Annotated in this window: 20 protein-coding genes; 8 read left to right on the forward strand and 12 right to left on the reverse strand. The window is 64.8% G+C overall.

Going from position 1 to position 21,360, the window contains the following annotated elements:
- Positions 1 to 166: 166 nt before the first annotated feature.
- Entirely contained in the window at positions 167 to 1,651 is a 1,485-nt protein-coding gene (locus tag BRSPCE3_RS05835; RefSeq protein WP_244064787.1) for an aldehyde dehydrogenase family protein, read from the reverse strand.
- A gap of 117 nt (positions 1,652 to 1,768) precedes the next feature.
- Here BRSPCE3_RS05835 and BRSPCE3_RS05840 point away from each other — a divergent pair, with 117 nt between their 5' ends.
- On the forward strand, positions 1,769 to 2,854 hold the full coding sequence (locus tag BRSPCE3_RS05840) for a substrate-binding domain-containing protein (protein ID WP_244064788.1): 1,086 nt from the start codon (positions 1,769 to 1,771) through the stop codon (positions 2,852 to 2,854).
- Between the two features lie 85 nt (positions 2,855 to 2,939).
- Entirely contained in the window at positions 2,940 to 3,677 is a 738-nt protein-coding gene (locus tag BRSPCE3_RS05845) for a glutamine amidotransferase (protein ID WP_244064791.1), read from the forward strand.
- A gap of 49 nt (positions 3,678 to 3,726) precedes the next feature.
- Here the strand turns inward: BRSPCE3_RS05845 and BRSPCE3_RS05850 are convergent, their stop codons facing one another.
- From BRSPCE3_RS05850 to BRSPCE3_RS05865, 4 genes are all read right to left on the reverse strand, one after another.
- The gene (locus tag BRSPCE3_RS05850) at positions 3,727 to 4,164 is read right to left on the reverse strand and encodes a DoxX family protein (protein WP_244064792.1); all 438 of its coding nucleotides are present in this window, start codon (positions 4,162 to 4,164) and stop codon (positions 3,727 to 3,729) included.
- A complete protein-coding gene (locus BRSPCE3_RS05855) occupies positions 4,164 to 5,051 on the reverse strand; it encodes an intradiol ring-cleavage dioxygenase (RefSeq protein WP_244064794.1) in 888 nt (295 codons plus the stop codon). The genes BRSPCE3_RS05850 and BRSPCE3_RS05855 overlap by 1 nt, the downstream gene beginning before the upstream one ends.
- A gap of 9 nt (positions 5,052 to 5,060) precedes the next feature.
- Complete coding sequence (locus tag BRSPCE3_RS05860) at positions 5,061 to 6,419, reverse strand: MFS transporter (RefSeq protein WP_244064796.1); 1,359 nt, start codon at positions 6,417 to 6,419, stop codon at positions 5,061 to 5,063.
- A gap of 61 nt (positions 6,420 to 6,480) precedes the next feature.
- A complete protein-coding gene (locus BRSPCE3_RS05865) occupies positions 6,481 to 7,455 on the reverse strand; it encodes an amidohydrolase family protein (protein ID WP_244064798.1) in 975 nt (324 codons plus the stop codon).
- A gap of 184 nt (positions 7,456 to 7,639) precedes the next feature.
- Here BRSPCE3_RS05865 and BRSPCE3_RS05870 point away from each other — a divergent pair, with 184 nt between their 5' ends.
- Together BRSPCE3_RS05870 and BRSPCE3_RS05875 are read left to right on the forward strand one after the other, a co-directional pair.
- Positions 7,640 to 8,182: a MarR family winged helix-turn-helix transcriptional regulator gene (locus BRSPCE3_RS05870; RefSeq protein WP_244064800.1), complete on the forward strand. Its 543-nt coding sequence runs from the start codon at positions 7,640 to 7,642 to the stop codon at positions 8,180 to 8,182.
- A gap of 18 nt (positions 8,183 to 8,200) precedes the next feature.
- On the forward strand, positions 8,201 to 9,400 hold the full coding sequence (locus BRSPCE3_RS05875; protein WP_244064802.1) for a 3-hydroxybenzoate 6-monooxygenase: 1,200 nt from the start codon (positions 8,201 to 8,203) through the stop codon (positions 9,398 to 9,400).
- Positions 9,401 to 9,498: 98 nt separating this feature from the next.
- On the opposite strand, the gene BRSPCE3_RS05880 is transcribed toward BRSPCE3_RS05875, so the two are convergent.
- The 6 genes from BRSPCE3_RS05880 to BRSPCE3_RS05905 all read right to left on the reverse strand — a co-directional run bounded on the left by BRSPCE3_RS05880 (position 9,499) and on the right by BRSPCE3_RS05905 (position 15,480).
- Entirely contained in the window at positions 9,499 to 10,398 is a 900-nt protein-coding gene (locus BRSPCE3_RS05880; protein ID WP_244064803.1) for an SMP-30/gluconolactonase/LRE family protein, read from the reverse strand.
- Positions 10,399 to 10,619: 221 nt separating this feature from the next.
- Positions 10,620 to 11,045: a globin family protein gene (locus BRSPCE3_RS05885; RefSeq protein ID WP_244064805.1), complete on the reverse strand. Its 426-nt coding sequence runs from the start codon at positions 11,043 to 11,045 to the stop codon at positions 10,620 to 10,622.
- A gap of 103 nt (positions 11,046 to 11,148) precedes the next feature.
- Entirely contained in the window at positions 11,149 to 11,943 is a 795-nt protein-coding gene (locus tag BRSPCE3_RS05890; RefSeq protein ID WP_244064807.1) for an ABC transporter ATP-binding protein, read from the reverse strand.
- An 11-nt stretch (positions 11,944 to 11,954) separates the two neighbouring features.
- Positions 11,955 to 12,857: a nitrate ABC transporter permease gene (ntrB, locus tag BRSPCE3_RS05895; protein WP_244064809.1), complete on the reverse strand. Its 903-nt coding sequence runs from the start codon at positions 12,855 to 12,857 to the stop codon at positions 11,955 to 11,957.
- 57 nt (positions 12,858 to 12,914) lie between these two features.
- On the reverse strand, positions 12,915 to 14,225 hold the full coding sequence (locus BRSPCE3_RS05900) for a CmpA/NrtA family ABC transporter substrate-binding protein (RefSeq protein WP_244064811.1): 1,311 nt from the start codon (positions 14,223 to 14,225) through the stop codon (positions 12,915 to 12,917).
- 340 nt (positions 14,226 to 14,565) lie between these two features.
- Positions 14,566 to 15,480: an intradiol ring-cleavage dioxygenase gene (locus BRSPCE3_RS05905; RefSeq protein WP_244064813.1), complete on the reverse strand. Its 915-nt coding sequence runs from the start codon at positions 15,478 to 15,480 to the stop codon at positions 14,566 to 14,568.
- Between the two features lie 145 nt (positions 15,481 to 15,625).
- Here BRSPCE3_RS05905 and BRSPCE3_RS05910 point away from each other — a divergent pair, with 145 nt between their 5' ends.
- The 3 genes from BRSPCE3_RS05910 to BRSPCE3_RS05920 all read left to right on the forward strand — a co-directional run bounded on the left by BRSPCE3_RS05910 (position 15,626) and on the right by BRSPCE3_RS05920 (position 20,012).
- On the forward strand, positions 15,626 to 16,900 hold the full coding sequence (locus BRSPCE3_RS05910) for a serine hydrolase (RefSeq protein WP_244064815.1): 1,275 nt from the start codon (positions 15,626 to 15,628) through the stop codon (positions 16,898 to 16,900).
- Between the two features lie 182 nt (positions 16,901 to 17,082).
- Positions 17,083 to 18,591: a sensor histidine kinase gene (locus BRSPCE3_RS05915; protein WP_244064817.1), complete on the forward strand. Its 1,509-nt coding sequence runs from the start codon at positions 17,083 to 17,085 to the stop codon at positions 18,589 to 18,591.
- A 101-nt stretch (positions 18,592 to 18,692) separates the two neighbouring features.
- Positions 18,693 to 20,012, forward strand: coding sequence for a dicarboxylate/amino acid:cation symporter (locus tag BRSPCE3_RS05920; protein ID WP_244064819.1), 1,320 nt, complete (start codon positions 18,693 to 18,695; stop codon positions 20,010 to 20,012).
- 51 nt (positions 20,013 to 20,063) lie between these two features.
- On the opposite strand, the gene BRSPCE3_RS05925 is transcribed toward BRSPCE3_RS05920, so the two are convergent.
- Positions 20,064 to 20,378, reverse strand: a complete 315-nt coding sequence (locus BRSPCE3_RS05925; protein ID WP_244064820.1) for a hypothetical protein — start codon at positions 20,376 to 20,378, stop codon at positions 20,064 to 20,066.
- A 568-nt stretch (positions 20,379 to 20,946) separates the two neighbouring features.
- Here BRSPCE3_RS05925 and BRSPCE3_RS05930 point away from each other — a divergent pair.
- On the forward strand, positions 20,947 to 21,342 hold the full coding sequence (locus tag BRSPCE3_RS05930) for a helix-turn-helix domain-containing protein (RefSeq protein WP_016844123.1): 396 nt from the start codon (positions 20,947 to 20,949) through the stop codon (positions 21,340 to 21,342).
- Positions 21,343 to 21,360 lie beyond the last annotated feature (18 nt).

Here is a 21,360-nt window from a genome sequence, read left to right on the forward strand (position 1 = left end):
GGGTCGCTATTGGCCCCGCGCAGAACGATAGAGGAAACAGGTCGTCGTGTCTCCACATCGTCGTCCCGGCGAAAGCCGGGACGACGCCTGTTATGCGGCGCATTCACGCAAAACCCCGTCAGCGCGGTTCCTCCGATCCGCGCCCGTGTTGCCGCGTTACGCGCGGTCACACGTTGAGATTCATCCACACTGCCTTCGGCTCGGTGAAATTGTCGAGCGCGGCAGTGCCGTGTTCGCGGCCCAGGCCGGAGTCGCGCTCGCCGCCCCACGGCAGCCGCACGTCGGTGTAGCCATAGGTGTTGATCCACACCGTGCCGGCGCGGGCCTTCTTGGCGAAACGCTGCACGCGGCCCATATCGGCGCTCCAGACGCCGGCGGCGAGGCTGTAGGCGGTGCCGTTGGCGATGCGCAGCGCGTCGGCCTCGTCCTTGAACTTGATCACGCTGACGACGGGACCGAAGATCTCCTCCTGCGAGATCCGCATCTCGTGCGCGACATTGGCGAATACCGCGGGGCTGATGAAGTAGCCGCGATCGCCGACGCGTGCGCCGCCGGTGGCGAGCCGCGCGCCCTCGTTCCTGCCGATCTCGACATAGTCGAGGATCGAGCGCATCTGCTTCTCGGAGATCACCGGCCCGAGCGCGGTGGCGCGATCGGCGGGATCGCCGATGCGCAGGCTCTCTGCGCGGGCGACCAGGCGCTCGACCACCTCGTCATAGGCCTTCTCCTGCACCAGCACGCGCGAGCCGGCCGAGCAGACCTGCCCGGCATTGAAGAAGATGCCGGCGGCCGCGGCCTTGGCGGCGGCTTCGAGATTGGCATCGTCGAAGATCACATTGGCGGACTTGCCGCCGAGCTCGAGCGAGACGCGTTTGAAGTTGCCGGCAGCGCCCTTCATGATGCCGCGGCCGACGCCGGGCGAGCCGGTGAAGGTGACCTTGTCGACATCGGGGTGATTGACCAGCGCGTCGCCGACGACGCGGCCAGGTCCGGTCACGATGTTGAGCACGCCCTTCGGCAGCCCGGCCTCGAGCGCGAGCTCGCCGATCCGCAGCGCCGACAGCGAGGTCAGCTCGGCCGGCTTCATCACGATCGTGCAGCCGCAGGCCAGCGCCGGCGCGAGCTTCCACATGCCGATCATCAGCGGGAAATTCCACGGTACGATCGCGGCAACCACGCCGACCGGCTCGCGCACCGTGTAGGTCAGCGCGTCGTCGCGCGTCGAGACCACATCGCCGCTGATCTTGTCGGCCCAACCGGCGTAATAGGTCAGCGTGTCGACGGCCGCCGGAAAATCCTGGCGCAGCACGCCCGCGATCGGCTTGCCGGCATCGAGACTTTCCAGCGCCACGATCTCGTCGGCATGCTGCTTCAGCAGCTCGGCCCATTTCAACAGGATGTGGCCGCGCTCGGCGGCGCGCATGGTGCGCCAAGGGCCTTCGAAGGCGCGGCGCGCGGCAGCGACCGCACGGTCGACATCGGCTTCGTTGCCTTCGGCGACGACAGCGATCACCTGCTCGGTGGCGGGGTTGAGGGACTTGAAGGTTTTACCGGACAGCGAGCGGACGCGGGCGCCGTCGATCAGCAGCAATTCGTCCCGGATGGTCGCGGGGCGGCTGAAATCGCGCTCATAGTCATATGCAACCGACATCATATTTCCTCCTGGTGTTGCCCTTAAACCTAAGAGGCTTTCATGCGCAGTAAATATGATATCTTGTGCCTATTGGCATACCAGGATATGAAGTCGACTTCATAAGCGGTGACCACGATGCTGCAGATCGAGATCGAGACCGTCTGGCGCTTTCGGAAAGAGAACTCACCGCAGACCGCGGTCGTGATGCTCGGCATCCTCAACGAGATCAGGAAGACCGGGAAGATCACCAGCGCCGCCAGCGACGCGCATCTGTCCTATCGCCATGTCTGGAACCTGATCGAGCAATGGTCCGCGTTCTTCGGCGTGCCGCTGGTGGAGACGCAGCGCGGCAAGGGCTCGAAGCTGACGCCGTTCGGCGAGAAATTGGTGTGGGCCGGCGAGCGCATGCAGGCACGGCTCGGCCTGCAGCTCGAGAACCTCGCGCAGGAACTGGTCACCGAGATCAAGCCGTTCCTCGAGCAGCGGCCGCAGGTGATCCGGGTCCATGCCAGCCACGGCTTTGCGGTGTCGAAGCTGCGCGAGTTCCTCGATCGCGCCGGCGGTGTCGGCGTCGATCTGCGCTATGTCTCGAACCAGAACTCGCTGGTGTCGCTGGCGCAGGGCGCCTGCGATCTCTCCGGCGTGCATCTGCCGCGCGGCGAGTTGCGGGCGCAGGGCATCAAGGCCTGCCGCGAATGGCTCGATCCGCGCGAGGACCGCGTGATCAATTTCGTCACCCGCGAGATGGGCCTGATGGTCAAGCGCGGCAACCCGCTGAAGATCACGACGCTGAAGGATCTGGTTGAGCGCAAGGCCCGCTTCGTCAACCGCGACCATGATTCCGGCACGCGGCTGCTGTTCGATCAGTTGCTGGCGCTGCACAAGATTCCGCAAAGCCGGATCAACGGCGCCCAGCAGATGGAGTTCACCCACGCCGCGGTCGCCGCCTATGTCGCGAGCGGCATGGCGGATGCGAGCTTCGGCGTCGAGGCTGCCGCGCGGCAGTTCGGCCTCGATTTCATCCGCCTGCTGACGGAAGATTACTTCTTCGTCTGCAAGCGCGCGTTCCTGGAAACCGAACCGATGCAGCGCGTGCTCGACATCATGAAGAGCAGCGAGTTTCACAAGGCGGTGGGCGCCCTTCCTGGCTATGTCGCCTCGCACACCGGCGCCGTCAGCGGCGTGAAGGAGTTTCTCGAGAAGCTGCATTCCGACCGCTGAGCAGCCCCGCAAGACGGCGGCTGGACTCGCCGCGATCCGCTGCGCTATATTTGAGATTATATAGCGAAAACACTGGACGTTGCCGATGCGACCACCGCGCTCCGCCATTGCCATCCGCCATGTGGCGTTCGAGGATCTCGGGCTGCTGGCCCCGATCATGGAGCGCGCCGGCTGGAGCGTGTCGTTCTGCGATGCGCCGGTCGACGACCTCTCCGATCGCGCGGTCAGGGATGCGGACCTGCTGATCGTGCTGGGCGGCCCGATCGGGGTCTACGAGACCGAGACCTATCCGTTTCTTTCGACCGAGATCGCGCTGCTGGAGCAGCGGCTGCGCCGCGGACTGCCGACGCTCGGCATCTGCCTCGGCGCGCAGCTGATGGCGCAGGCGCTCGGCGGCCGCGTGTTCCCGGGCAAGGTCAAGGAGATCGGCTGGGGCCCGGTCGAACTGACGGCGGACGGCAAATCATCCTGCCTGCGCAACCTGCACAGCAAAGTGCTGCACTGGCACGGCGACACGTTCGACCTGCCGAGCGATGCGGTGCGGCTGGCGTCGAATGCCAATTACGAGAACCAGGCCTTCGCCTGGGGCCGCAACGCGCTGGCGCTGCAATTCCATCTCGAAGCCGATCCGCGGCAGCTCGAGGAATGGTATGTCGGCCACGCCGCCGAACTGTCGGCGGCGAAAATTGCGATCCCCGAACTGCGCGCAGCGACGCAGGCGCTGGCGAGGCCGGTCGCTGCGCAAGCCGAGCAGGTGTTCGGGGACTGGCTGTTGTCGATCGCACCAGGCGACAGCGTGCTTCGTTCCAGCGCGGGATCGTGAGCCACCGAGCTTCGCTGCCGGCTATCGCAATCAGGAGCTCGCACCCGGCCTATTTGCCCGCATTCACCGCATAGCTGCCGGGCCCAAAGCTTGCGATCATCGCGAGCGCACCGAGCAGGCCGAGGTTCTTCAGGAAGTTGATGGTCTGGGTCACGACCTGCGCTTCCGGTGCGGCCCAGAAATTGTGGAACATCAGCGTCGCCGCGATCGTGAACAGGAACAGGATCACGGCGGCGGGCCGTGCGAACAGGCCGAGCACGAGCGCAATGCCGCAGCCGAGCTCGACCGCCATCGCACCGCCCGCGAGCACGGCGCCGAGGCCGTCGGCCGCGCCGAGGCGCGCAGCGGTTGCCGAGAACGCCATCGCCTTGCCGATGCCGCTGTAGAGGAACAGCGGCGCTATCGCCAGCCGAGCAAACAGCAACACCAGCGAATCCGGCAGTCGCGCCGCACCGCTATCCGCGGCGGCATGGATGGAGCTGGACATCAGAGGTTTCCTTTCGTCGAAATCGTCAATCGATCTGATGGCACGGCGTGGCCGAGCGGCTTCAGGCCAAACCGGTATGTGAGGGAGCGCTGCGGTTGTCCGGAGCGGTCATCGCGGGGAAAATTCGCGATCAGCGAGTTCTTGACGCCGAACACCGCATCGGAATCGAGGTACGGGCTTTCGGCATCGAAGATGTGGGTGATCAGCGTCTCGTGGCCGTCGGCGGCGATCATGAAGTGGACATGCGCCGGGCGGTACGGGTGCCGGCCGAGCGCCTGCAGCATCTCGCCGACCGGACCGTCATGCGGGATCGGATAGTAGGCCGGCATGATCGAGGTGAAGGAAAACCGCCCTTCGCGGTCGGTCCGGAACCGCGCCCGCATCACGAGCGATTGCAGGCCGGGCTGCTGCACATCGTAATAGCCGTCATCGTCGGCATGCCACACGTCGACGGTTGCGTTCGCCAGCGGCCGGCCATCGGGCGAGCAAACAACGCCGTTCACATCGAGCCGCTCACCTTCGATGCCGCCGGAAATGTCGGCGCCGGACGGCAACTCAGGTGCGGCGGCAACGAAGAACGGTCCCAGCACGGTGGTCTCGGTCGCGCCCTCAGGCATCCGGTGGTTGATCGCATCGACCAGCATCGAGACGCCGAGTGTGTCGGACAGCAGGATGAACTCCTGCCGCTTGTCGCTGCACGTCTGTCCGGTCCGGGTCAGGACATCGATCGCGGCGTTCCATTCGTCGAAGCCGAGCTCGACGTCGCGGACGAAGTCATGCAGGTGACGCACCAGGCTGGTCATGACGGCCCTGAGGCGCGCATCCTTTGCCTGCGCCATGCTGTCGATCACCGCCTCGGTGATGTTGTGCTCGTCGAAATCACGCATGATGAAGCATCACTCCGCAGGCGCCGCGTCGACGGCCGCGGGCCGGACCGCAGCAGCCAGTCCGAGCGAGCCGATCGCAAACGCGCCGGTGATCGCGGCACCGCCGATCACCCAGAACACGATGTCGGGCCCGCCGGTCACCTGCTGCAGCAGTCCGATCACATAGGGCCCGAGGATGGCGCCGACCCGGCCGACGCCCAATTCCATGCCGACGCCGCTGGCGCGCAGCAGGGTCTCGTACGAGCCGGCGGTGAAGTTGTTCAGCACGTGCTGGGCGCCGATGATGCAGAACCCGGCGATCGCGACGATCGCCAGATTGACGCCGTGACCGCTGACGAACACCAGCGCCAGCACCGCGATGCCGCCGGCGAGCCACCATGTGGCGAGGTAGCGCGGCGTCAGCGACATCCTGCGGTCGGCCAGCATCGCGAGCGTCAGCCCGCCGACGAACGACATCGCCTGCATCAGCGCGCCGAAGCCGAACGAGGCCGCAAACGTCTCGCCGCGCTTCTGCATCACGGTCGGGATCCAGCCGGTCAGGCCGAAGATCGCGAACAGGCTGAGGAATGCGGTGATCCAGATCGTCAGCGAGACGCGGCGATAGCGCGGGCTGAGCAGCGCCGCGATCGGGCTCGGCACGCTGCCGGCATCTGCGGAGACGAAGCTTGCGTTGCGATAGACGGCGGCCCGTTCCGGGCGAAGCCGAGCCAGCAATGCGCGCAGCTCTTCGGTGCGGCGCCGCGCCGCCAGGAATTGCGGGCTTTCGGGTAGCACCGCGTGCGCGACGAAGGTGAGCGGGATCGACAGCGCGCCGAGGTAATAGAGGATCTGCCAGCCGTAATGCGGCGTCAGATAGACGCCGACGAGCCCGGCACAGACGCCGCCGAGCGACCAGCCCAGCGTCACGCCCCACAATGAGAACGCGTTGCTGACCCGGCGCGGCGCCAGTTCGTTGACGAAGGTCGTGCCCAGCGGCAGCAGCACGCCGAGACCGAGGCCGGTCGCGAAGCGCAGCGCGCAGAAGCTCCAGAAGTCGTTGGCGACCGTGGCGGTCAGCAGCGTGAAGACGTTGACGACCCAGAGCCCGGCCAGCAGCGTGCCACGCCGGCCAAGCCGGTCGGCGACCGAGCCGTGACCGACCGCGCCGAACAGGAACCCGACCAGTCCCGAGCTCACCAGCAGCCCCGCCTGGCTCGGCGACAACCCCCAGGGCTTTGCCACGTAGTGGATGACGTAGGCCGGATTGAACGTGTCATAACCATCGAACAGCGTGATGAGCGTGATCAGGATGCCGAGCATGATGTGCAACCGTCCGACGGCCGCATTCGACAGTTCCTCATGCACGTCGATGTCAGGCGAAGTGCTCACGGTTTCCTCCCTTGCAACAAATGATGCGCCCCGCTCTGCGGCAGGTTTGCGCGGCATGTCGTTAGAGCTTGAACAGGCTGCGGGCGTTGTCGCGGCCGATCTTGATGCGGTCGCCTTCGGCGATCGTCGCGGTGTCGAACCATGCGGCGGCGTGATCGATGTTCTCGAACGGCCAATCGGCCGAGAACAGGATGCGGTCGGCACCGATCTCCAGCATTGCGTCGATCAGCGTCTGGGTGCGGAAATTGCCTGAGGTCGTGATGTAGAAATTTTCCCGGAAGTAATCAGCGATCTTGCGCTTCGCGGGATAGACGTTCTGCGCGCGCATCCACTTGTTGTGGTTGTCGACCCGCCACATCGAATAGGGCAGGCCCTCGCCCATATGGCCGATGACGATCTGCAGCCGCGGATGGGCATCGAACAGGCCCGAACCCATCAGGCGCAGCGCATGCACCGCGGTCTCCTGACCGAACGCCCAGGTCGGCCCCATCAGCCAGCGATGACCCTCGTAGATCGCGGCGTCCTTCGCCAGCGGATTGCGCGGGTGCAGATAGAAGGGAACGTCGAGCCGCTCGACCTCGGACCAGAACGGCCAGAACTCCTTGCGATCATAGTAGACGGCGCCGTCGTGGCCTTCGACTTCGCTGAAGCCGTTGACCAGTGCGCCACGGAATTTCAAGGCGCTGACGCAGCGGTCGAGCTCGCGCGCGGCGGCTTCCGGATCCTGCATCGGCAGTGCGGCGAGGCCCTGGAAGCGCTGCGGCCGGCGCGCGACCTGCTCGGCCAGGAAGTCATTGGCGCGGCGCGCCAGCTCCAGCGCGCGGTTGCGATCAGGAATGGCCTGGATCGCCGGCGCGTTGAGCGACAGCAGCATCAGCTCGATGCCGTGCGCATCCATCTCGGCGAGACGGCGGTGCTGGATGTCGAGCAGCCGGGCCTTGAGCTCGACCCAGTCGTCGGCCGGCGAGAAGCCGGCGCTGTCCCGCACGGTCTCTTCGATGGCGAAGTGCTCCTCCAGCGCGATCTTGCCCTGCATCGGTTGCTCCCTTCGGGCGCCTGCCCTCGTTTCCGTGTTGACAGGACAAGACATCCGGTCCAGATATTTGTCAATGAGAAAGTTGCAAATGCAAATGATTGGAATGCAACTGTTGTCGGTGCGAGGACCGGCGGCTATTCCGGGCGGATGTCTCCCGCCTGGAATCGAGCCCGGACCTAAGCCCATGTACCGATTTTCGAATTCGCTGCCCTATCTGCTCGCGAGACTCGGCGTGCGGATGGGCGATTTGTTCGTCCGCGTGATCCGTCACGAGAAGTTGACGCTGCCGATGTATCGCGTGCTCGCCGCGCTGTCCGAGCAGGGACATCCGCTGCGGCTCGGTGAAATCGCCGAGCTGACGTCGGCCGACGTCTCGACGCTGTCGCGCATCGTCGCCGACATGAGCCGCGCCGGGCTGCTGACCCGCGACCGGCCGGAGAACGACCAGCGCAGCCTTCAGGTCGCGCTGACGCCCAAGGGTGCCGAGCTCGCGGCCCGGCTGATGCCGATCGCCCAATATTACGAGGAGGTCGCGACCGGCGCGATGTCGGCGAAGGAAGCCGCCGAGCTGAAGCGGGTGCTGGTCGAGCTCTACGGGAATCTCGACCGGCTCGAGCAAGAGGTTGAAGCCGGCCAGATCGTGGTGCCCTCGGCGGCGCAGCCGAAAGAGCCGCGCGAGAAGGTCGAAGGCAACGCCGGCCGCCGGCGCAAAATACCGAGGAAATAGCAGCATCGGGGAGACGACATGCGCAGGGATCCGATCATCATTGCAGGCGGCGGCATCGGCGGACTGGCCGCGGCAGTCGCGCTGACCCGCAAGGGATTCCAGGTCACCGTGCTGGAGCGCGCGCCGCGCTATCAGGAGATCGGCGCCGGCATCCAGCTCGGCCCGAACGCCTTCCATGCCTTCGACCATCTCGGGCTCGGCGATGCCGCCCGCGCGATTGCGGTGTTCATCGACCAGTTGCGGCTGATGGATGCGATCTCCGCCGAGGAGATCACCAGCATCGATCTCACCAGCTATTTCCGCCAGCGCTTCGGCAATCCCTATGCGGTGGTGCATCGCGGCGATCTGCACGGCATCTTCGTGCGCGCCTGCGAGGCGCATCCCCTCATCACGCTGCGCAGCGATTGCGAGGTCGTCGGATATCTGCAGGACGGCGAGGCCGTCGTCGCGCGGCTGAAATCCGGCGAGCGTGTCAAGGGCTGCCTCCTGATCGGCGCCGACGGGCTCAGGTCGCGGATCCGCCAGCAGATGGTCGACGACGGCCCGCCGCGCATCGCCGGCCATACCACCTATCGATCGGTGATCCCGACCGAACAGATGCCGGAGGATCTGCGCTGGAACGCCGCGACCCTATGGGCCGGCGCCAAATGCCATCTGGTGCACTATCCGCTCTCGGGCTGGAAGGTCTTCAACCTCGCCATCACCTGCCATAACGATCCGGCGGAAGCTTTCGCCGCCAAGCCGGTGACCCACGAGGAGGTGCTGGAGGGCTTTCGCGACGTCCATCCCCGCGCCAAGGCGATCATTCACCACGGCAAGGACTGGAAGGCCTGGGTAACCTGCGATCGCGATCCCACCGAGCGCTGGGTCGACGGCCGCGCCGTCCTGCTCGGCGATGCCGCGCATCCGATGCTGCAATATTTCGCCCAGGGCGCCTGCATGGCGCTGGAGGACGCGGTCTGGCTCGCCGAACTGCTGGGCGAGACGCCCGACCGCTTCGATCATGCGCTGGAAAAGTACCGGCAGGCTCGGCTGATCCGCACGGCGCGGGTCCAGCTGCAGGCCCGCGAACTCGGCACCCACGTCTATCACCCGGCCGGCGTACACGCGCTGCTGCGCAACCAGCTGATCCGCGAGACCAGCCTCGAGAAGTTCTGCGACAATCTGGCCTGGCTGTACGGCTCTCCGTTTCCTGAAAGGCCACGTGTCGCGGCCTAGAGCCCTTCCCGTTCCAATGGAATCGGAACAGGGCTCTAGATTCTTGTTCTGACGCGTTTTCCTTGCGCGAACCGGTATCCGCTTCGCTCGAAAACGCTCTAGCCGAGCCCGCTGATGTCGGCGACCAACACCGAACCGGTCACCGATTCCGTGATGTAGAGCCGATCGCGGTTGGCGCCGCCGATCGCGACATTTGTGCAGCTTGGCCCGGCGCAGGATTTGATCCGCGCAATGCACTCGCCGTTCGGCGCAAACACGAAGACATGGCCGAGCGAGGCGTGGGCGACGAACAGCCGCCCTGCACGGTCCATCGTCATGCCGTCGGGCCCGCTCGGGCCGAACAGCGAGCAGAAGCGTCCGACCTTGGAGACGCTGCCGTCCTTCATGAAGGGCGCGCGCCACACCGCATTGTCGCGCGTCATGGCGACGAACAGCACGGCCTCGTGCGGATCGAGCACCAGGCCGTTGGGGCTGATGCCGGTGTCGATCAGGCAATCGAGCGCGCCGCTCGTGCGTAGCCGATAGACCCGGCCGGTCGGATCGTGCAGCCCGGTCTGGCCCTGGTCGGTGAAATAGATGTCGCCGTTCGAGGCGATGTGCAGATCGTTGCAGCCGCGGAACGATTCCGAATTGCGCGAGCGCAGCAGCGGCGTGACCTGGCCCGATCTCGGGTCGAGCTCCATCAGCCCGTGACGGTAATCGGCGAGCAGGATGCGGCCCATCACGTCGATCTTCAGCCCGTTGGGCCAGCCGTCATATTCGGCGACCTGCGTCCATGACTTGTCCGGCGCGATCCTGAAGATGCGGCCGAACGGAATGTCGACGATGTAGAGATTGCCCGCCGCATCGAACGACGGCCCTTCGATGAAGCAGTCGGTCACCGCGCCCGGCCGGTTGGCATCGGCCCATTCGCTCGCCACCTTGCGGCGGAATTCGGCCGGCACGGCGGAGAAGATTTCGGTCGGGATCAGTTTCGGCGGCGTTTCCAGGAACATCATTGTTGGTTCACCCGTTGACGGAACGGGCGGACCATAGATCGATCCATTCGTCATTGCGAGCGAAGCGAAGCAATCCATCTCTCGACAGGCGGAGGTATGGATTGCTTCGCGGAGCCTGTCATCCGGCGGCGCTACGCGCCGACCGGGTGGCTCGCAATGACGTGGATAGAGGTTCCGCTCGCAGCGAAACCGATGTTCCGCGGCAAGCTCCGACGAACGCCCTACTCCGCCGCCTGCGCGTTGCCATAGGCTTCCGAAATCATGTAGCCGGACAGCGTGCCGTAGGCCGCGGTCCACGCGGCGGCAACGTCAGGCGTCCAGGCTTCGCCGAGGCCTTTCTCCAATGTCCACAGCAATGCGCCGCCGACCACCGGATAATGCTCGGGCCTCGCGCCATAGCCGACATGGCGCTTGGCGAGCGCGCTCGCGGCGGGCAGGATCGTATCGAGATTGCTCAACCCGTTGACGACGACGGCGAGCGTTGTCATCAGCTTCTTGCGCTGCTCTTTCATATCAGGCGGAAACATCGCCTTGACGGCGGGCGCGACCTCGAAGAGGCGATCGTAAAACAAGACCGCGGCTTGCTCCGAGATCGGCGCGACCTTGCCGAAGCTGTCTTGCACCAGCTTGATTTGGGACGGATTCATCTCAACGCTCCTTGCTTCTGAAACGACTTTGGAAAATGCGAGCATTGGTCGTGGATCACTGCGCTCCGGTTCAAGGCCGCAGCGCCCGACATCTACATGATCTTCATGCCGCCTCGACGAAGCTGTGGCGCTCGTAGAGGAATTCGAGCACGCGCTGCCGGCACTTCAGATAGCCGGGGTTGGTCGCGAGCTCGAGCCGCTTGCGCGGGCGCGCAAGGGGTACCTCGAGCACCTCGCCGATCCGCGCGCTCGGGCCGTTGGTCATCATGACGATGCGGTCCGACAGCAGCACGGCCTCGTCGACGTCGTGGGTGATCATCAGGATGGTGTTGCCGAGCTTCTGGTGCAGCGCCATCACCGAATCCTGCAGATGCGCCCGGGTCAGCGCATCGAGCGCGCCGAACGGCTCGTCGAGCAGCAGCACCTTCGGCTCCATGGCGAGCGCACGCGCGATGCCGACGCGCTGCTTCATGCCGCCGGAAATCTCGCTCGGCCGCTTGTCCTTGGCATGCGCCATCTGCACCAGGCTGAGATTGTGCATCACCCAGGCGTCGCGCTCGGCCCTGCTCTTGGTCCTGGCGAACACCTTGTCGACGCCGAGCTTGACGTTCTCGTAGACGGTCAGCCACGGCAGCAGGCTGTGGTTCTGGAACACCACGGCGCGATCCGGCCCCGGCGAATTGACCTCGCGGTTCTCCAGCAGCACGCCGCCATTGGTGGCGCCGGTGAGACCGGCCACGATGTTGAGCAGGGTCGACTTGCCGCAACCGGAATGGCCGATGATCGAGACGTATTCGCCCTTCTCGATCGTCAGGTTGATGTCCTTCAGAACCTCCGTGCTGGCATTGCCGCGGGTGAAGATCTTGTCGATGTGATCGAGCTTCAGATAAGCCTGCATGACTTGTCCCCTCAGTTCGCAGCCGTGCCGCGGGTGACGATCTTGCCCAGCGCCGCGATCAGCCGGTCGAGCACGAAGCCGATGATGCCGACATAGAACAGCGCCAGGATGATCTCGCTGATGTGCGAGGAATTCCACGCATCCCAGATGAAGAAGCCGATGCCGACGCCGCCGATCAGCATTTCCGCGGCGACGATCGCAAGCCACGACAGGCCGATGCCGATGCGCAGGCCGGTGAACATGTAGGGCGCGGCCGCCGGGATCATGATCTTGGTGAAGAACTCCAGCGGATTGAGCTGCACGACCGCGGCGACGTTGCGGTAGTCCTGCGGGATGTTGCGGATGCCGACCGCAGTGTTGATGATGATCGGCCACACCGAGGTGATGAAGATCACGAAGATCGCCGAGGGCTGGCCGTCGCGGAACGCGGCGAGCGACAGCGGCAGCCAGGCCAGCGGCGGGATGGTGCGCAGCACCTGGAACAGCGGATCGAGCCCGCGCATCGCCCAGACCGACTGTCCGACCAGCGTGCCGAGCGCGATGCCCGCGATCGCCGCCAGCGAATAGCCGTAGGCAACGCGCTGCAGGCTGGCGGAGAGATGCCAGAACAGCCCCTTGTCGATGCCGCCATGGTCGAAGAACGGATTGAGGATCAGCTCCCTGGTGTCCGTGAACACTTTTGACGGCGGCGGCAGGCTGGAGCCGGCGCGCCGGCAGATCAGCTCCCACACCACCAGCAGCAGCGCAATCACGATCAGCGGCGGCACCACGCGCGCCGCGGTCTCTTTCGCCATCCTGGCATAGGTCTCGGCGCGCGGAGTGCGCTTCGGCGTCATGATCACGACCGGCGCCGCAGCAGCGGCCGGCGGGATCACCACCGCCGATACTTCGGTATTCATGGCAGGCATCGACATTGACAAACAATCTCCGTGGAAAAGGGAGAACCGCGCGCGAGGCGCGGTTCGCTCAAATCAGACATCGACACGCTTGATGGACAGCGACTTCAGGTAGGCGGCAGGATCGGCCGGATCGAACACCTTGCCGTCGAAGAAGGTCTCCTTGCCGCGCGAGGTCGAGGCCGGAATGTCAGACACGCCAAGCTCCTTGGCGGCCTCCTTCCAGAGATCCTCGCGGTTCACCTTGGCGATCAGCGCCTTGGTGTCGAAGCCCGCCTCATACTTGCCCCACCTGATATCCTCGGTGAGAAACCAGAGGTCGTGGCTCTGATAGGGATAGGACGCGTTGTCTTTCCAGAACCGCATCTGCTGCGGCGAGTTCTCGACCACGCGGCCGGTGCCGTAGTCGAACTTGCCCTTCATGCGGTCGGTGATGTCCTCGACCGGGCAGTTGATCCACTGCCGCTTGCCGCAGATCGCGGCGGTCTCCTCGCGGTTCTCGGCCTTCTCGCACCACTGCTGGGCTTCCATGACAGCCATCAGCAGCGCTTTCGCGGCCTTCGGGTTCTTGTCGACCCAGGCGGCACGCAGGCCGAACGACTTCTCCGGATGCTTGTCCCAGAGCTCGCCGGTGGTGATCGCGGTGTAGCCGATGTCCTGATGGATCAGCTGCAGGTTCCAGGGCTCGCAGACGCAGAAGCAGTCCATCGTGCCGACCTTCATGTTGGCCACCATCTGCGCGGGCGGCACCACGATGGTCTCGATGTCCTTGTCGGGATCGATGCCGCCGGCGGCGAGCCAGTAGCGGATCCAGAGGTCATGCGTGCCGCCCGGGAAGGTCATCGCAGCCTTCACGGCCTTGCCGCCGGCCTTCTTCTTCTCAAGCGCCGCCTTGAACGGCGTGGTGTCGACGCCGATCTTCAGATCGGCATATTCCTTGGCCACCGAGATGCACTGGCCGTTCAGATTGAGCCGCGCCATGATGTACATCGGCGTCGGCTGATTGTTCTGCGTCACCTTGCCGGCCGAGATCAGGTACGGCATCGGGGTCAGGATGTGCGCGCCGTCGATGCCGTTGCCCTCGGAGCCGAGCACGAGATTGTCGCGCGTGGTGCCCCACGAGGCCTGCTTCTGCACCTCGACGTCGGGCATGCCGTATTTGGCGAAGATGCCCTTCTCCTTGGCGACGAACAGCGGCGAGGCGTCGGTGAGCGCGATGAAGCCGAGCTTGGCGCCCTTCACCTCGGGCCCTGCGCCTTGCGCGAATGCACCAGCGGGAAAGTTGAGCTTGGCCGCGGCGAGCAGCGCTGCGGCGCCACTGGTTGCCTTCAGCAGCCGGCGACGGCTGATCGCACGGCTCGGGGGCGTGTTGCTGGGCTTGGTCATCGGTCGTCCTTTGCGTCGTTGCGGTGTTGCGTCTGTGCGTCGAGCACCGTCAGTCGGGTGGCGACGCGCGCAGGGCGCAAAAGGGCATGCACCGGGGAGGCCCCGGACTGGCGGCGTCAGAAATCCGATGGGGTGGCCTCGAGGGACGGCTTCAATGGCGTCGACAGCTGACTATTCAAGCCTTGTGCCAAGCTACCGCAGTGCAAAAATCGATTTTATTGCAAAGTCTTGCGCAACATGTCGCAGCGCGCACAAAGCCTGCGCGCGCTGCCAAAAATTGCGATTCGCTCAAATCTTGTGCGCCGCACAAGAATTGGGCAGGCACCTTCGATGATCGCGATCAGGCGACTTCGGCGACCTTGGTGCCGAGCGGCGCCGGCGCCATTCCGCCACCGGGCTTCACGCGGAATTCGTAGCTCATCAGGCTCCACGGACCATCCGACCGCTGGCCATCCGGCATCACGGCATCGGTGCGCTGCTCGACCTTGGCGATCAGTTCGTCCTTCACGCCGAACACCACATCGGAATCGATGTACTTGTCGCCTTCGACGAACACATGCGTGATCAGCGGCTCATAGCCCTTGGCGTTGACCAGGAAGTGGATATGCGCCGGCCGCATCGGGTGACGGTTGGTCTGCGTGATCATCTGCCCGACCGGACCGTCGGTCGGGATAGGATAGCTGCACGGCACGATGGTGCGGAAGAAGAAGCGGCCATCGGCATCGGTGACGAACCGCGCCCGCGACGACGGACCTTCGGTGGCATAGCTCGGCTTCTGCGAGTCATAGAACCCGTCGTCGTCGGCGTGCCAGATATCGACCGGCACGTTGGCGAGCGGCTTGCCGTCGAGATCGGTGACGCGGCTTTGCACGAACATGCGCTCGCCGGGCAGGCTTGCCGAGACGTCGGTGCCGTGCGGCGTCACCTTGTGCTCGCCGACATAGAACGGGCCGAGCACCGTGGTCTCGGTCGCGCCGTCGCGATCCCTGTGGTTGACCGCGTCGACCAGCATCGACACGCCGAGCACGTCGGACAGCAGGATGAACTCCTGGCGGATGTCGGTGCACATCTGCCCGGTGCGGGTCAGGAAACCGATCGCGTGGTCCCACTCCTCGAAGGTCAGGTCCGTCCTGCGCACATAATCGTGCAGCGACTTCACCAGTTCCTGCAGCAGGAACTTGGCCCGCGGATCGGGCGTCTGGTCGAAGCTGCGGATGACGGCTGTGGTGAGCTCGGTTTCGTTGAACTGGGTCATCTCGGCGTTTCCCTTGAGGGCCCTTTAGGGCGCGATTGCAGCGGCGACCGTACACCACCGGCCCTGTGCCGGTAAGCGGCGGCCGGTTGGTGGAACGGACACTTTTCGGCTATCAAGGCTGCCTTGCAAGCCGGAGAAACGCCTGATGCTAGCCCCCACGCCTGCCTCGCCCGAATCCGCGGGAATGTCGACCACAGCGCTGAACCGCCTCGAAGCACATCTGAAGAGCCGCTATATCGACTCCGGCCGCTTTCCCGGCACCCAGGTCCTGATCTACCGCCGCGGCAAGATCGTGCATTCCACCGTCCAGGGCTTTGCCGATCTCGAGCGCAAGGTGCCGGTCAAGGACGATACCATCTTCCGCATCTATTCGATGACCAAGCCGATCACGTCGGTCGCCTTCATGATGCTGGTCGAGGAAGGCAAGGTCGCGCTCGACGAGCCGGTCGCAAAGTACATTCCGGAATGGAAGAACCTCGGGGTGTTCGTCGCCGGCATTGCGCCCGCCTTCCTGACCCGCCCGCCGAGCCGGCCGATGCTGATCGTCGACCTGCTGCGTCATACCTCGGGCCTTACCTACGGCTTCCAGCAGCGCTCCAATGTCGACGCCGCCTATCGCGAGAAGAAGATCGGCGAGGTCATCAAGGCCGGCACGCTCGACAGCATGATCGAGGATCTGGCCAAGATCCCGCTGGAGTTCTCGCCGGGCGAAGCCTGGAATTACTCGGTCTCGACCGACGTGCTCGGCTATCTCGTCGGCAAGATTTCCGGCATGCCGTTCGAGCAGTTCCTGAAGGAGCGCATCTTCAGGCCGCTCGGCATGAACGATACCGACTTCTTCGTGCCTTCGGACAAGGCGCACCGCTTTGCCGCCTGCTATTCGGCCGACCCGCAAGGCGGCTTCAACCCGCTCGCCGCCGAGCGCAAGGGCACGCTGACCTTGCAGGACGATCCGACCACCAGCTCGTTCCTGTCACCGCCCTCGCTGGTCTCGGGCGGTGGCGGACTGTGCTCGACCGCGGCCGACTATCTGACCTTCTGCCGGGCGCTGCTCAATGGCGGCGAGCTCGGCGGCGTCCGCCTGCTCGGCCCGAAGACGCTGAAGCTGATGGCCTCGAACCACCTGCCCGGCGGCGTCGACCTGCCGGCGATGTCGCGCTCGATGTTCGCCGAAGCCGCCTATAACGGCATCGGCTTCGGCCTCGGCTTCGCCGTCACCATGCACCCGGCGCAGACGCTGATCGCCGGCAGCCCGGGCGAATTCAACTGGGGCGGCGCCGCGACGACGTCGTTCTTCATCGATCCGGCCGAGGAGCTGATCACCATCTTCATGACCCAGGTGCTGCCGTCGAGCGCCTACCCGCTGCGGCGCGAGCTGCGCACCATGGTCTACGCCGCGATCACCGAGAGCAATCTCTGACACGACGCCATTCCGCGGCGCACAACTCGTTCTGAGCAAAATCCATCCGGAAAGCCGCGCCGCAGTTTTCCGGATTGCGCTCTGTGCGCCGCGGAATCTTTCAGACTACCAGTCATTTCCTTTGGCGGACTTTTCCCGCTTCCCCTAAGCTGACCGCAAACGGGCACCGACCCGGGGACATTGTGCCGAAACTGACATTGCCAGTGCGTCTCGCGCTTCTGGTCGCGGGGACGATGTTGCCGCTGATCGTTTTCGCGGTCGGGATCGTGTTTCACAATTATCAGCGGGACCGCCAGGCCGCGACGCAGCGCGTGCTGGAGACCGCGCGCAGCATCCGCCTGCTGCTCGATGCCGAAATGCAGCGCATGACCGGCGGGCTGCAGGTGCTGGCGCTGACCAACTCGCTGCGCAACAGCGAGTTCGAGAATTTCCGCCGCGTCGCGGCCGGCTTCATCGACCAGTACGGCAAGGACGGCGTGGTGCTGGTGGCCGACCGCGCGGGACGGCAGGCGTTCTCCTCGCTGACCAAGGACACCGCGAGCCTGCCGCCGCGCAACAATCTCGAGATGCTCGAGAAGGTGTTCACGACCCGGCAGCCGCAATATTCCAACCTGTTCTTCGGCGCGGTGAAGCAGCGCCTGATCATCACCGTCGAGGTGCCGGTGATGCGCGACGGTGAGGTGCTCTACGACATCTCCTTCAGTCCGCCGATCGAGGTCTTCCAGACCATCATCGAGAAGCAGCGCCTGAACCAGGACTGGACCATCTCGATCTTCGACAGCGACGGCGTCAACCTGGCGCGCGTGCCAAATCCGCAGGCGACCATCGGGCAACGCGCCTCGCCATCGCTGCTCGCCGAGATGTTCCGCAGCGGCGAGGCAACGCTGCCGACGGTCTCGCTGGAAGGCGTAGCGCTGATCACCGGCTTCACCCGCTCGCGCGTCACCGGCTGGACCGTTGCCGCCGGGATCGCCGAGAACTCGCTGGTGGCACCGCTGTGGCGGTCGCTTGCGATCACCAGCGTGATCGGCGGCGTGCTGCTCATGGTCGGCCTCGGCTTTGCGGTGCGGATGGCGACCACGATCGCGCGCGGCGAGATGCTGCACGACCTGCTGATCGAGGAGCTCAACCACCGCGTCAAGAACACGCTGGCGATCCTGCAATCGATCGCCACGCAGACCTTCCGCAGCGCGAGCCGCGCCGAGCGCGACAAATTCGAGGGACGGCTCGGCGCGCTGGCCGAGGCGCACAATCTGCTCTCGACCGACAAATGGCAGGGCTCCGACCTGCAGGACGTGGTCAGCCGCGTGCTGCGGCCCTATCTGCTGAACACCTCCGAGCGGGTCAGGATGTTCGGACCGCGCGTGCCGCTGTCGCCCAGGCTGGCCCTGGTGCTGTCGATGCTCCTGCACGAGATGGCGACCAACGCCGCCAAGTACGGCGCTCTGTCCAACGACACCGGCACGGTGACGCTGGATTGGGAGATCCTCGAGGAAGGCCCCGGACCGAAGCTGCGGATGATCTGGACCGAGGCCGGCGGCCCCGAGGTCACAGCGCCGGTCCAGCGCGGCTTCGGCTCCCGGCTGATCGAGCGCAGCGCCCGCGACCAGCTCGGCGGCGAGGCCACGGTCGATTTCCTGCCCCACGGCGTCGTCTACACGGTGACCAGCAGCCTCGAAACCGGCGAGTAACCGGGCAAACCGGACCCAATCCTGCGACATCTTGGCACGCAAGTTGCTAAGATGGGGCGGGTTCGGCCGGCAAGACCGCCGGCAAGAAACAGGGGGAGTTTATGTCGACCATCGCAGCGGAAGCCACCGTGGCACGAAAGCCGCTCTACACATCACTGTTCGTGCAGGTGCTCGTCGCGCTGCTGCTCGGCATCGTCATCGGCGTGGCCGCGCCCGATTTCGCGGTCGGGCTGAAGATCTTCAGCGATGCCTTCCTGAAGCTGATCTCGATGATCGTGGCGCCGATCGTGTTCTGCGTCGTCGTGCACGGCATCGCCGGTGCCGGCGACCTCAAGAAGGTCGGACGGGTCGGCGTCAAGGCGCTGGTCTATTTCGAGGCGATGACGACGGTCGCGCTCGTGGTCGGTCTGATCCTGGCCTACCTGTTCGGGCCCGGGCACGGCATGAACATCGACGCCTCGACACTGGATCCCAAGGCGCTCGGCAACTACGCCAGCAACGCGCAGAAGCTGAAGGGCGAAGGCATCGGCAGCTTCCTGCTCAACATCATCCCGACCACCTCGTTCGACGCGCTGTCGCGCAATGACGTGCTGCAAGTGCTGTTCTTCGCCATCATCTTCGGCGTCAGCCTGGCGCTGGTCGGCGGCGAGAAAGGCGAGCGGATCTCCTCCTTCATCGACGCGGTCTCCAGCGTGCTGTTCCGCGCCATGGGCCTGATCGTGCGCTTCGCGCCGATCGGCGTGCTCGGCGCCGTCGCTTACACGGTCGGCAAATACGGTGTCGGCTCGCTGAAGCAGCTGCTGTCGCTGGTCGCGCTGTTCTACGTCTCGGTCGCGATCTTCGTGCTCGGCGTGCTCGGCGGCGTGATGGCGCTTGCCGGCATCAATATCCTCAAATTCCTCGGCTACCTGCGCGAGGAATTGACGATCGTGGTCGCCACCGCCTCCTCCGACGCGGTGCTGCCCCAGGTCATGCGCAAGCTGGAGCATTTCGGCGTCAAGGATTCGGTGGTCGGCCTCGTGATCCCGACCGGCTATTCCTTCAACCTCGATGCGTTCTCGATCTATCTGACGCTGGCGGTGGTGTTCATCGCACAGGCGACCAACACGCCGCTGTCGTTCGGCGACCTGTTGCTGGTGCTCGGCGTGTCGCTGATCACCTCGAAGGGCGCGCATGGCGTGCCGGGCTCGGCGATCGTCATCCTGGCGGCGACGCTCAACGCCGTGCCGAGCATCCCGGCGATCGGCCTCGTGCTGGTGCTCTCGGTCGACTGGTTCATCGGCATGGCGCGCGCCGTCGGCAATCTGATCGGCAACTGCGTCGCCACCGTCGTGGTCGCGGCTTGGGAAGGTGATCTGGACCGCGACAAGGCGCGGCGCGTGCTCGAGGGCACCGATGCGGTCGACGTCACCGCGGGCTGAAGCGCGCGGCACAAGACCAGATGCGTCCCGCGCGTGGCGCGGGGCGCAGGCTTACTTGACCAGCCTCAGATACGGCGGCAATTGCCGTGTCGTCGCCGGTTCCTGCAGCGGCTCGTCCGACGCGATCATGTCACACAGCGCCTTCAGCTCGGAATCGGTCACCTTGTGCAGCTCCATCCGAAGCTCGAGGATGGCAAGCGATAACAGCCGCGCCGTCTCCGTATTCGCCCGGTCGGTCAGAAAGGCCTGACATTCCTCCAGGGTTGCAAGCAGCGCCAGCAACCGTTCTTCCGTGTTTGCGACTGGCATATCTTCCACTCCCGAAGCCGCGAGGTAGAGTCGGGGCCTTCCCCTCTTTCGCTTCATTGGCCTCTCCCGCCAGAGTTCGCCGGCTTCAAATAGGCACAGATTTGTTCCAGATGATTCAGAACTTTTGGGCAATTGTCCAGCAACATTCCGAAAGCCCGACTTGGACTTACGTCAAAGTTTTCGCATCGGCAGCGTTGCAGTCAAGCAACCGAAGAGCGTCTCCGCGACCTCTGGCTGCACTAGCTGGGGTTGCATCCATCCTAATACGCCCGTACAATATTGGCTGCCCGTAGAACTACGGGCGCAGTGCATTGCCGCCCAGTAAGCATGCGCGCAAAATCTGTGTCGATCAAACTCGCGCTAGTTGTGGTTTGGTCAATATTTTGCCAAATGTAGAGGGCGGGGTGTTGATAGACACCTCGGCGCGGTCGACTTCAGGTAGTCGTCCGAGTCGGTACTAGGGTGCTTCCAATGCGCAATTGCGTTTGGATACCATCCCGCGATCTTCCTGGATTTCGTTGTTCGGATGAACTGACGATCCACTCGAGCTTAACGCGGTACATCATCAACGTGTCCCTGACCCGACCGGGCCAGGGATTCTCGATTTGAAGGACGGGTCACAAGAATGAACAGATCAGCAGCAAAGAAGATGAAGCAGCGCAGTGCCGGCAAGCCGGACATTGAGTTGGGCAAGCGGATTCGCCTGCGCCGTGTCGAGCAGAAGATCTCGCAGGCTGAACTCGGCGACAAGCTCGGCGTCAGCTTCCAGCAGGTTCAGAAGTACGAGAAGGGCGTCAACCGTGTCGGCGCCGCCCGCCTGCAGCAGATCGCGACCGCGCTCGACGTGCCGGTCACCTTCTTCTACGACGGCGACAACAAGGCCCGCGAAGTCGAGAGCCTGCTGTTCCTCGACAGCGCGTTCAGCCTCCGGTTGCTGCGCGCCTACAGCAAGATCAAGGATCAGACCGTGCAGCGCCAGCTGGTCTCGCTGATGGAATCGATCGCCGCCAACGAAGACTGAGCCGCGGACCGGATCGCG

Source organism: Bradyrhizobium sp. Ce-3 (assembly GCF_022835695.1).
Lineage (GTDB): Bacteria > Pseudomonadota > Alphaproteobacteria > Rhizobiales > Xanthobacteraceae > Bradyrhizobium.

Bases quoted from the DNA above. Each gene is read 5' to 3' on its own strand.
- BRSPCE3_RS05835 (WP_244064787.1), bottom strand. From the start codon at position 1,651: ATGTCGGTTGCATATGACTATGAGCGCGATTTCAGCCGCCCCGCGACC.
- BRSPCE3_RS05840 (WP_244064788.1), top strand. From the start codon at position 1,769: ATGCTGCAGATCGAGATCGAGACCGTCTGGCGCTTTCGGAAAGAGAAC.
- BRSPCE3_RS05870 (WP_244064800.1), top strand. From the start codon at position 7,640: ATGTACCGATTTTCGAATTCGCTGCCCTATCTGCTCGCGAGACTCGGC.
- BRSPCE3_RS05900 (WP_244064811.1), bottom strand. From the start codon at position 14,225: ATGACCAAGCCCAGCAACACGCCCCCGAGCCGTGCGATCAGCCGTCGC.
- BRSPCE3_RS05845 (WP_244064791.1), top strand. From the start codon at position 2,940: ATGCGACCACCGCGCTCCGCCATTGCCATCCGCCATGTGGCGTTCGAG.
- BRSPCE3_RS05875 (WP_244064802.1), top strand. From the start codon at position 8,201: ATGCGCAGGGATCCGATCATCATTGCAGGCGGCGGCATCGGCGGACTG.
- BRSPCE3_RS05925 (WP_244064820.1), bottom strand. From the start codon at position 20,378: ATGAAGCGAAAGAGGGGAAGGCCCCGACTCTACCTCGCGGCTTCGGGA.
- BRSPCE3_RS05880 (WP_244064803.1), bottom strand. From the start codon at position 10,398: ATGATGTTCCTGGAAACGCCGCCGAAACTGATCCCGACCGAAATCTTC.
- BRSPCE3_RS05885 (WP_244064805.1), bottom strand. From the start codon at position 11,045: ATGAATCCGTCCCAAATCAAGCTGGTGCAAGACAGCTTCGGCAAGGTC.
- BRSPCE3_RS05855 (WP_244064794.1), bottom strand. From the start codon at position 5,051: ATGCGTGATTTCGACGAGCACAACATCACCGAGGCGGTGATCGACAGC.
- BRSPCE3_RS05890 (WP_244064807.1), bottom strand. From the start codon at position 11,943: ATGCAGGCTTATCTGAAGCTCGATCACATCGACAAGATCTTCACCCGC.
- BRSPCE3_RS05850 (WP_244064792.1), bottom strand. From the start codon at position 4,164: ATGTCCAGCTCCATCCATGCCGCCGCGGATAGCGGTGCGGCGCGACTG.
- BRSPCE3_RS05865 (WP_244064798.1), bottom strand. From the start codon at position 7,455: ATGCAGGGCAAGATCGCGCTGGAGGAGCACTTCGCCATCGAAGAGACC.
- BRSPCE3_RS05930 (WP_016844123.1), top strand. From the start codon at position 20,947: ATGAACAGATCAGCAGCAAAGAAGATGAAGCAGCGCAGTGCCGGCAAG.
- BRSPCE3_RS05910 (WP_244064815.1), top strand. From the start codon at position 15,626: ATGCTAGCCCCCACGCCTGCCTCGCCCGAATCCGCGGGAATGTCGACC.
- BRSPCE3_RS05905 (WP_244064813.1), bottom strand. From the start codon at position 15,480: ATGACCCAGTTCAACGAAACCGAGCTCACCACAGCCGTCATCCGCAGC.
- BRSPCE3_RS05920 (WP_244064819.1), top strand. From the start codon at position 18,693: ATGTCGACCATCGCAGCGGAAGCCACCGTGGCACGAAAGCCGCTCTAC.
- ntrB (WP_244064809.1), bottom strand. From the start codon at position 12,857: ATGTCGATGCCTGCCATGAATACCGAAGTATCGGCGGTGGTGATCCCG.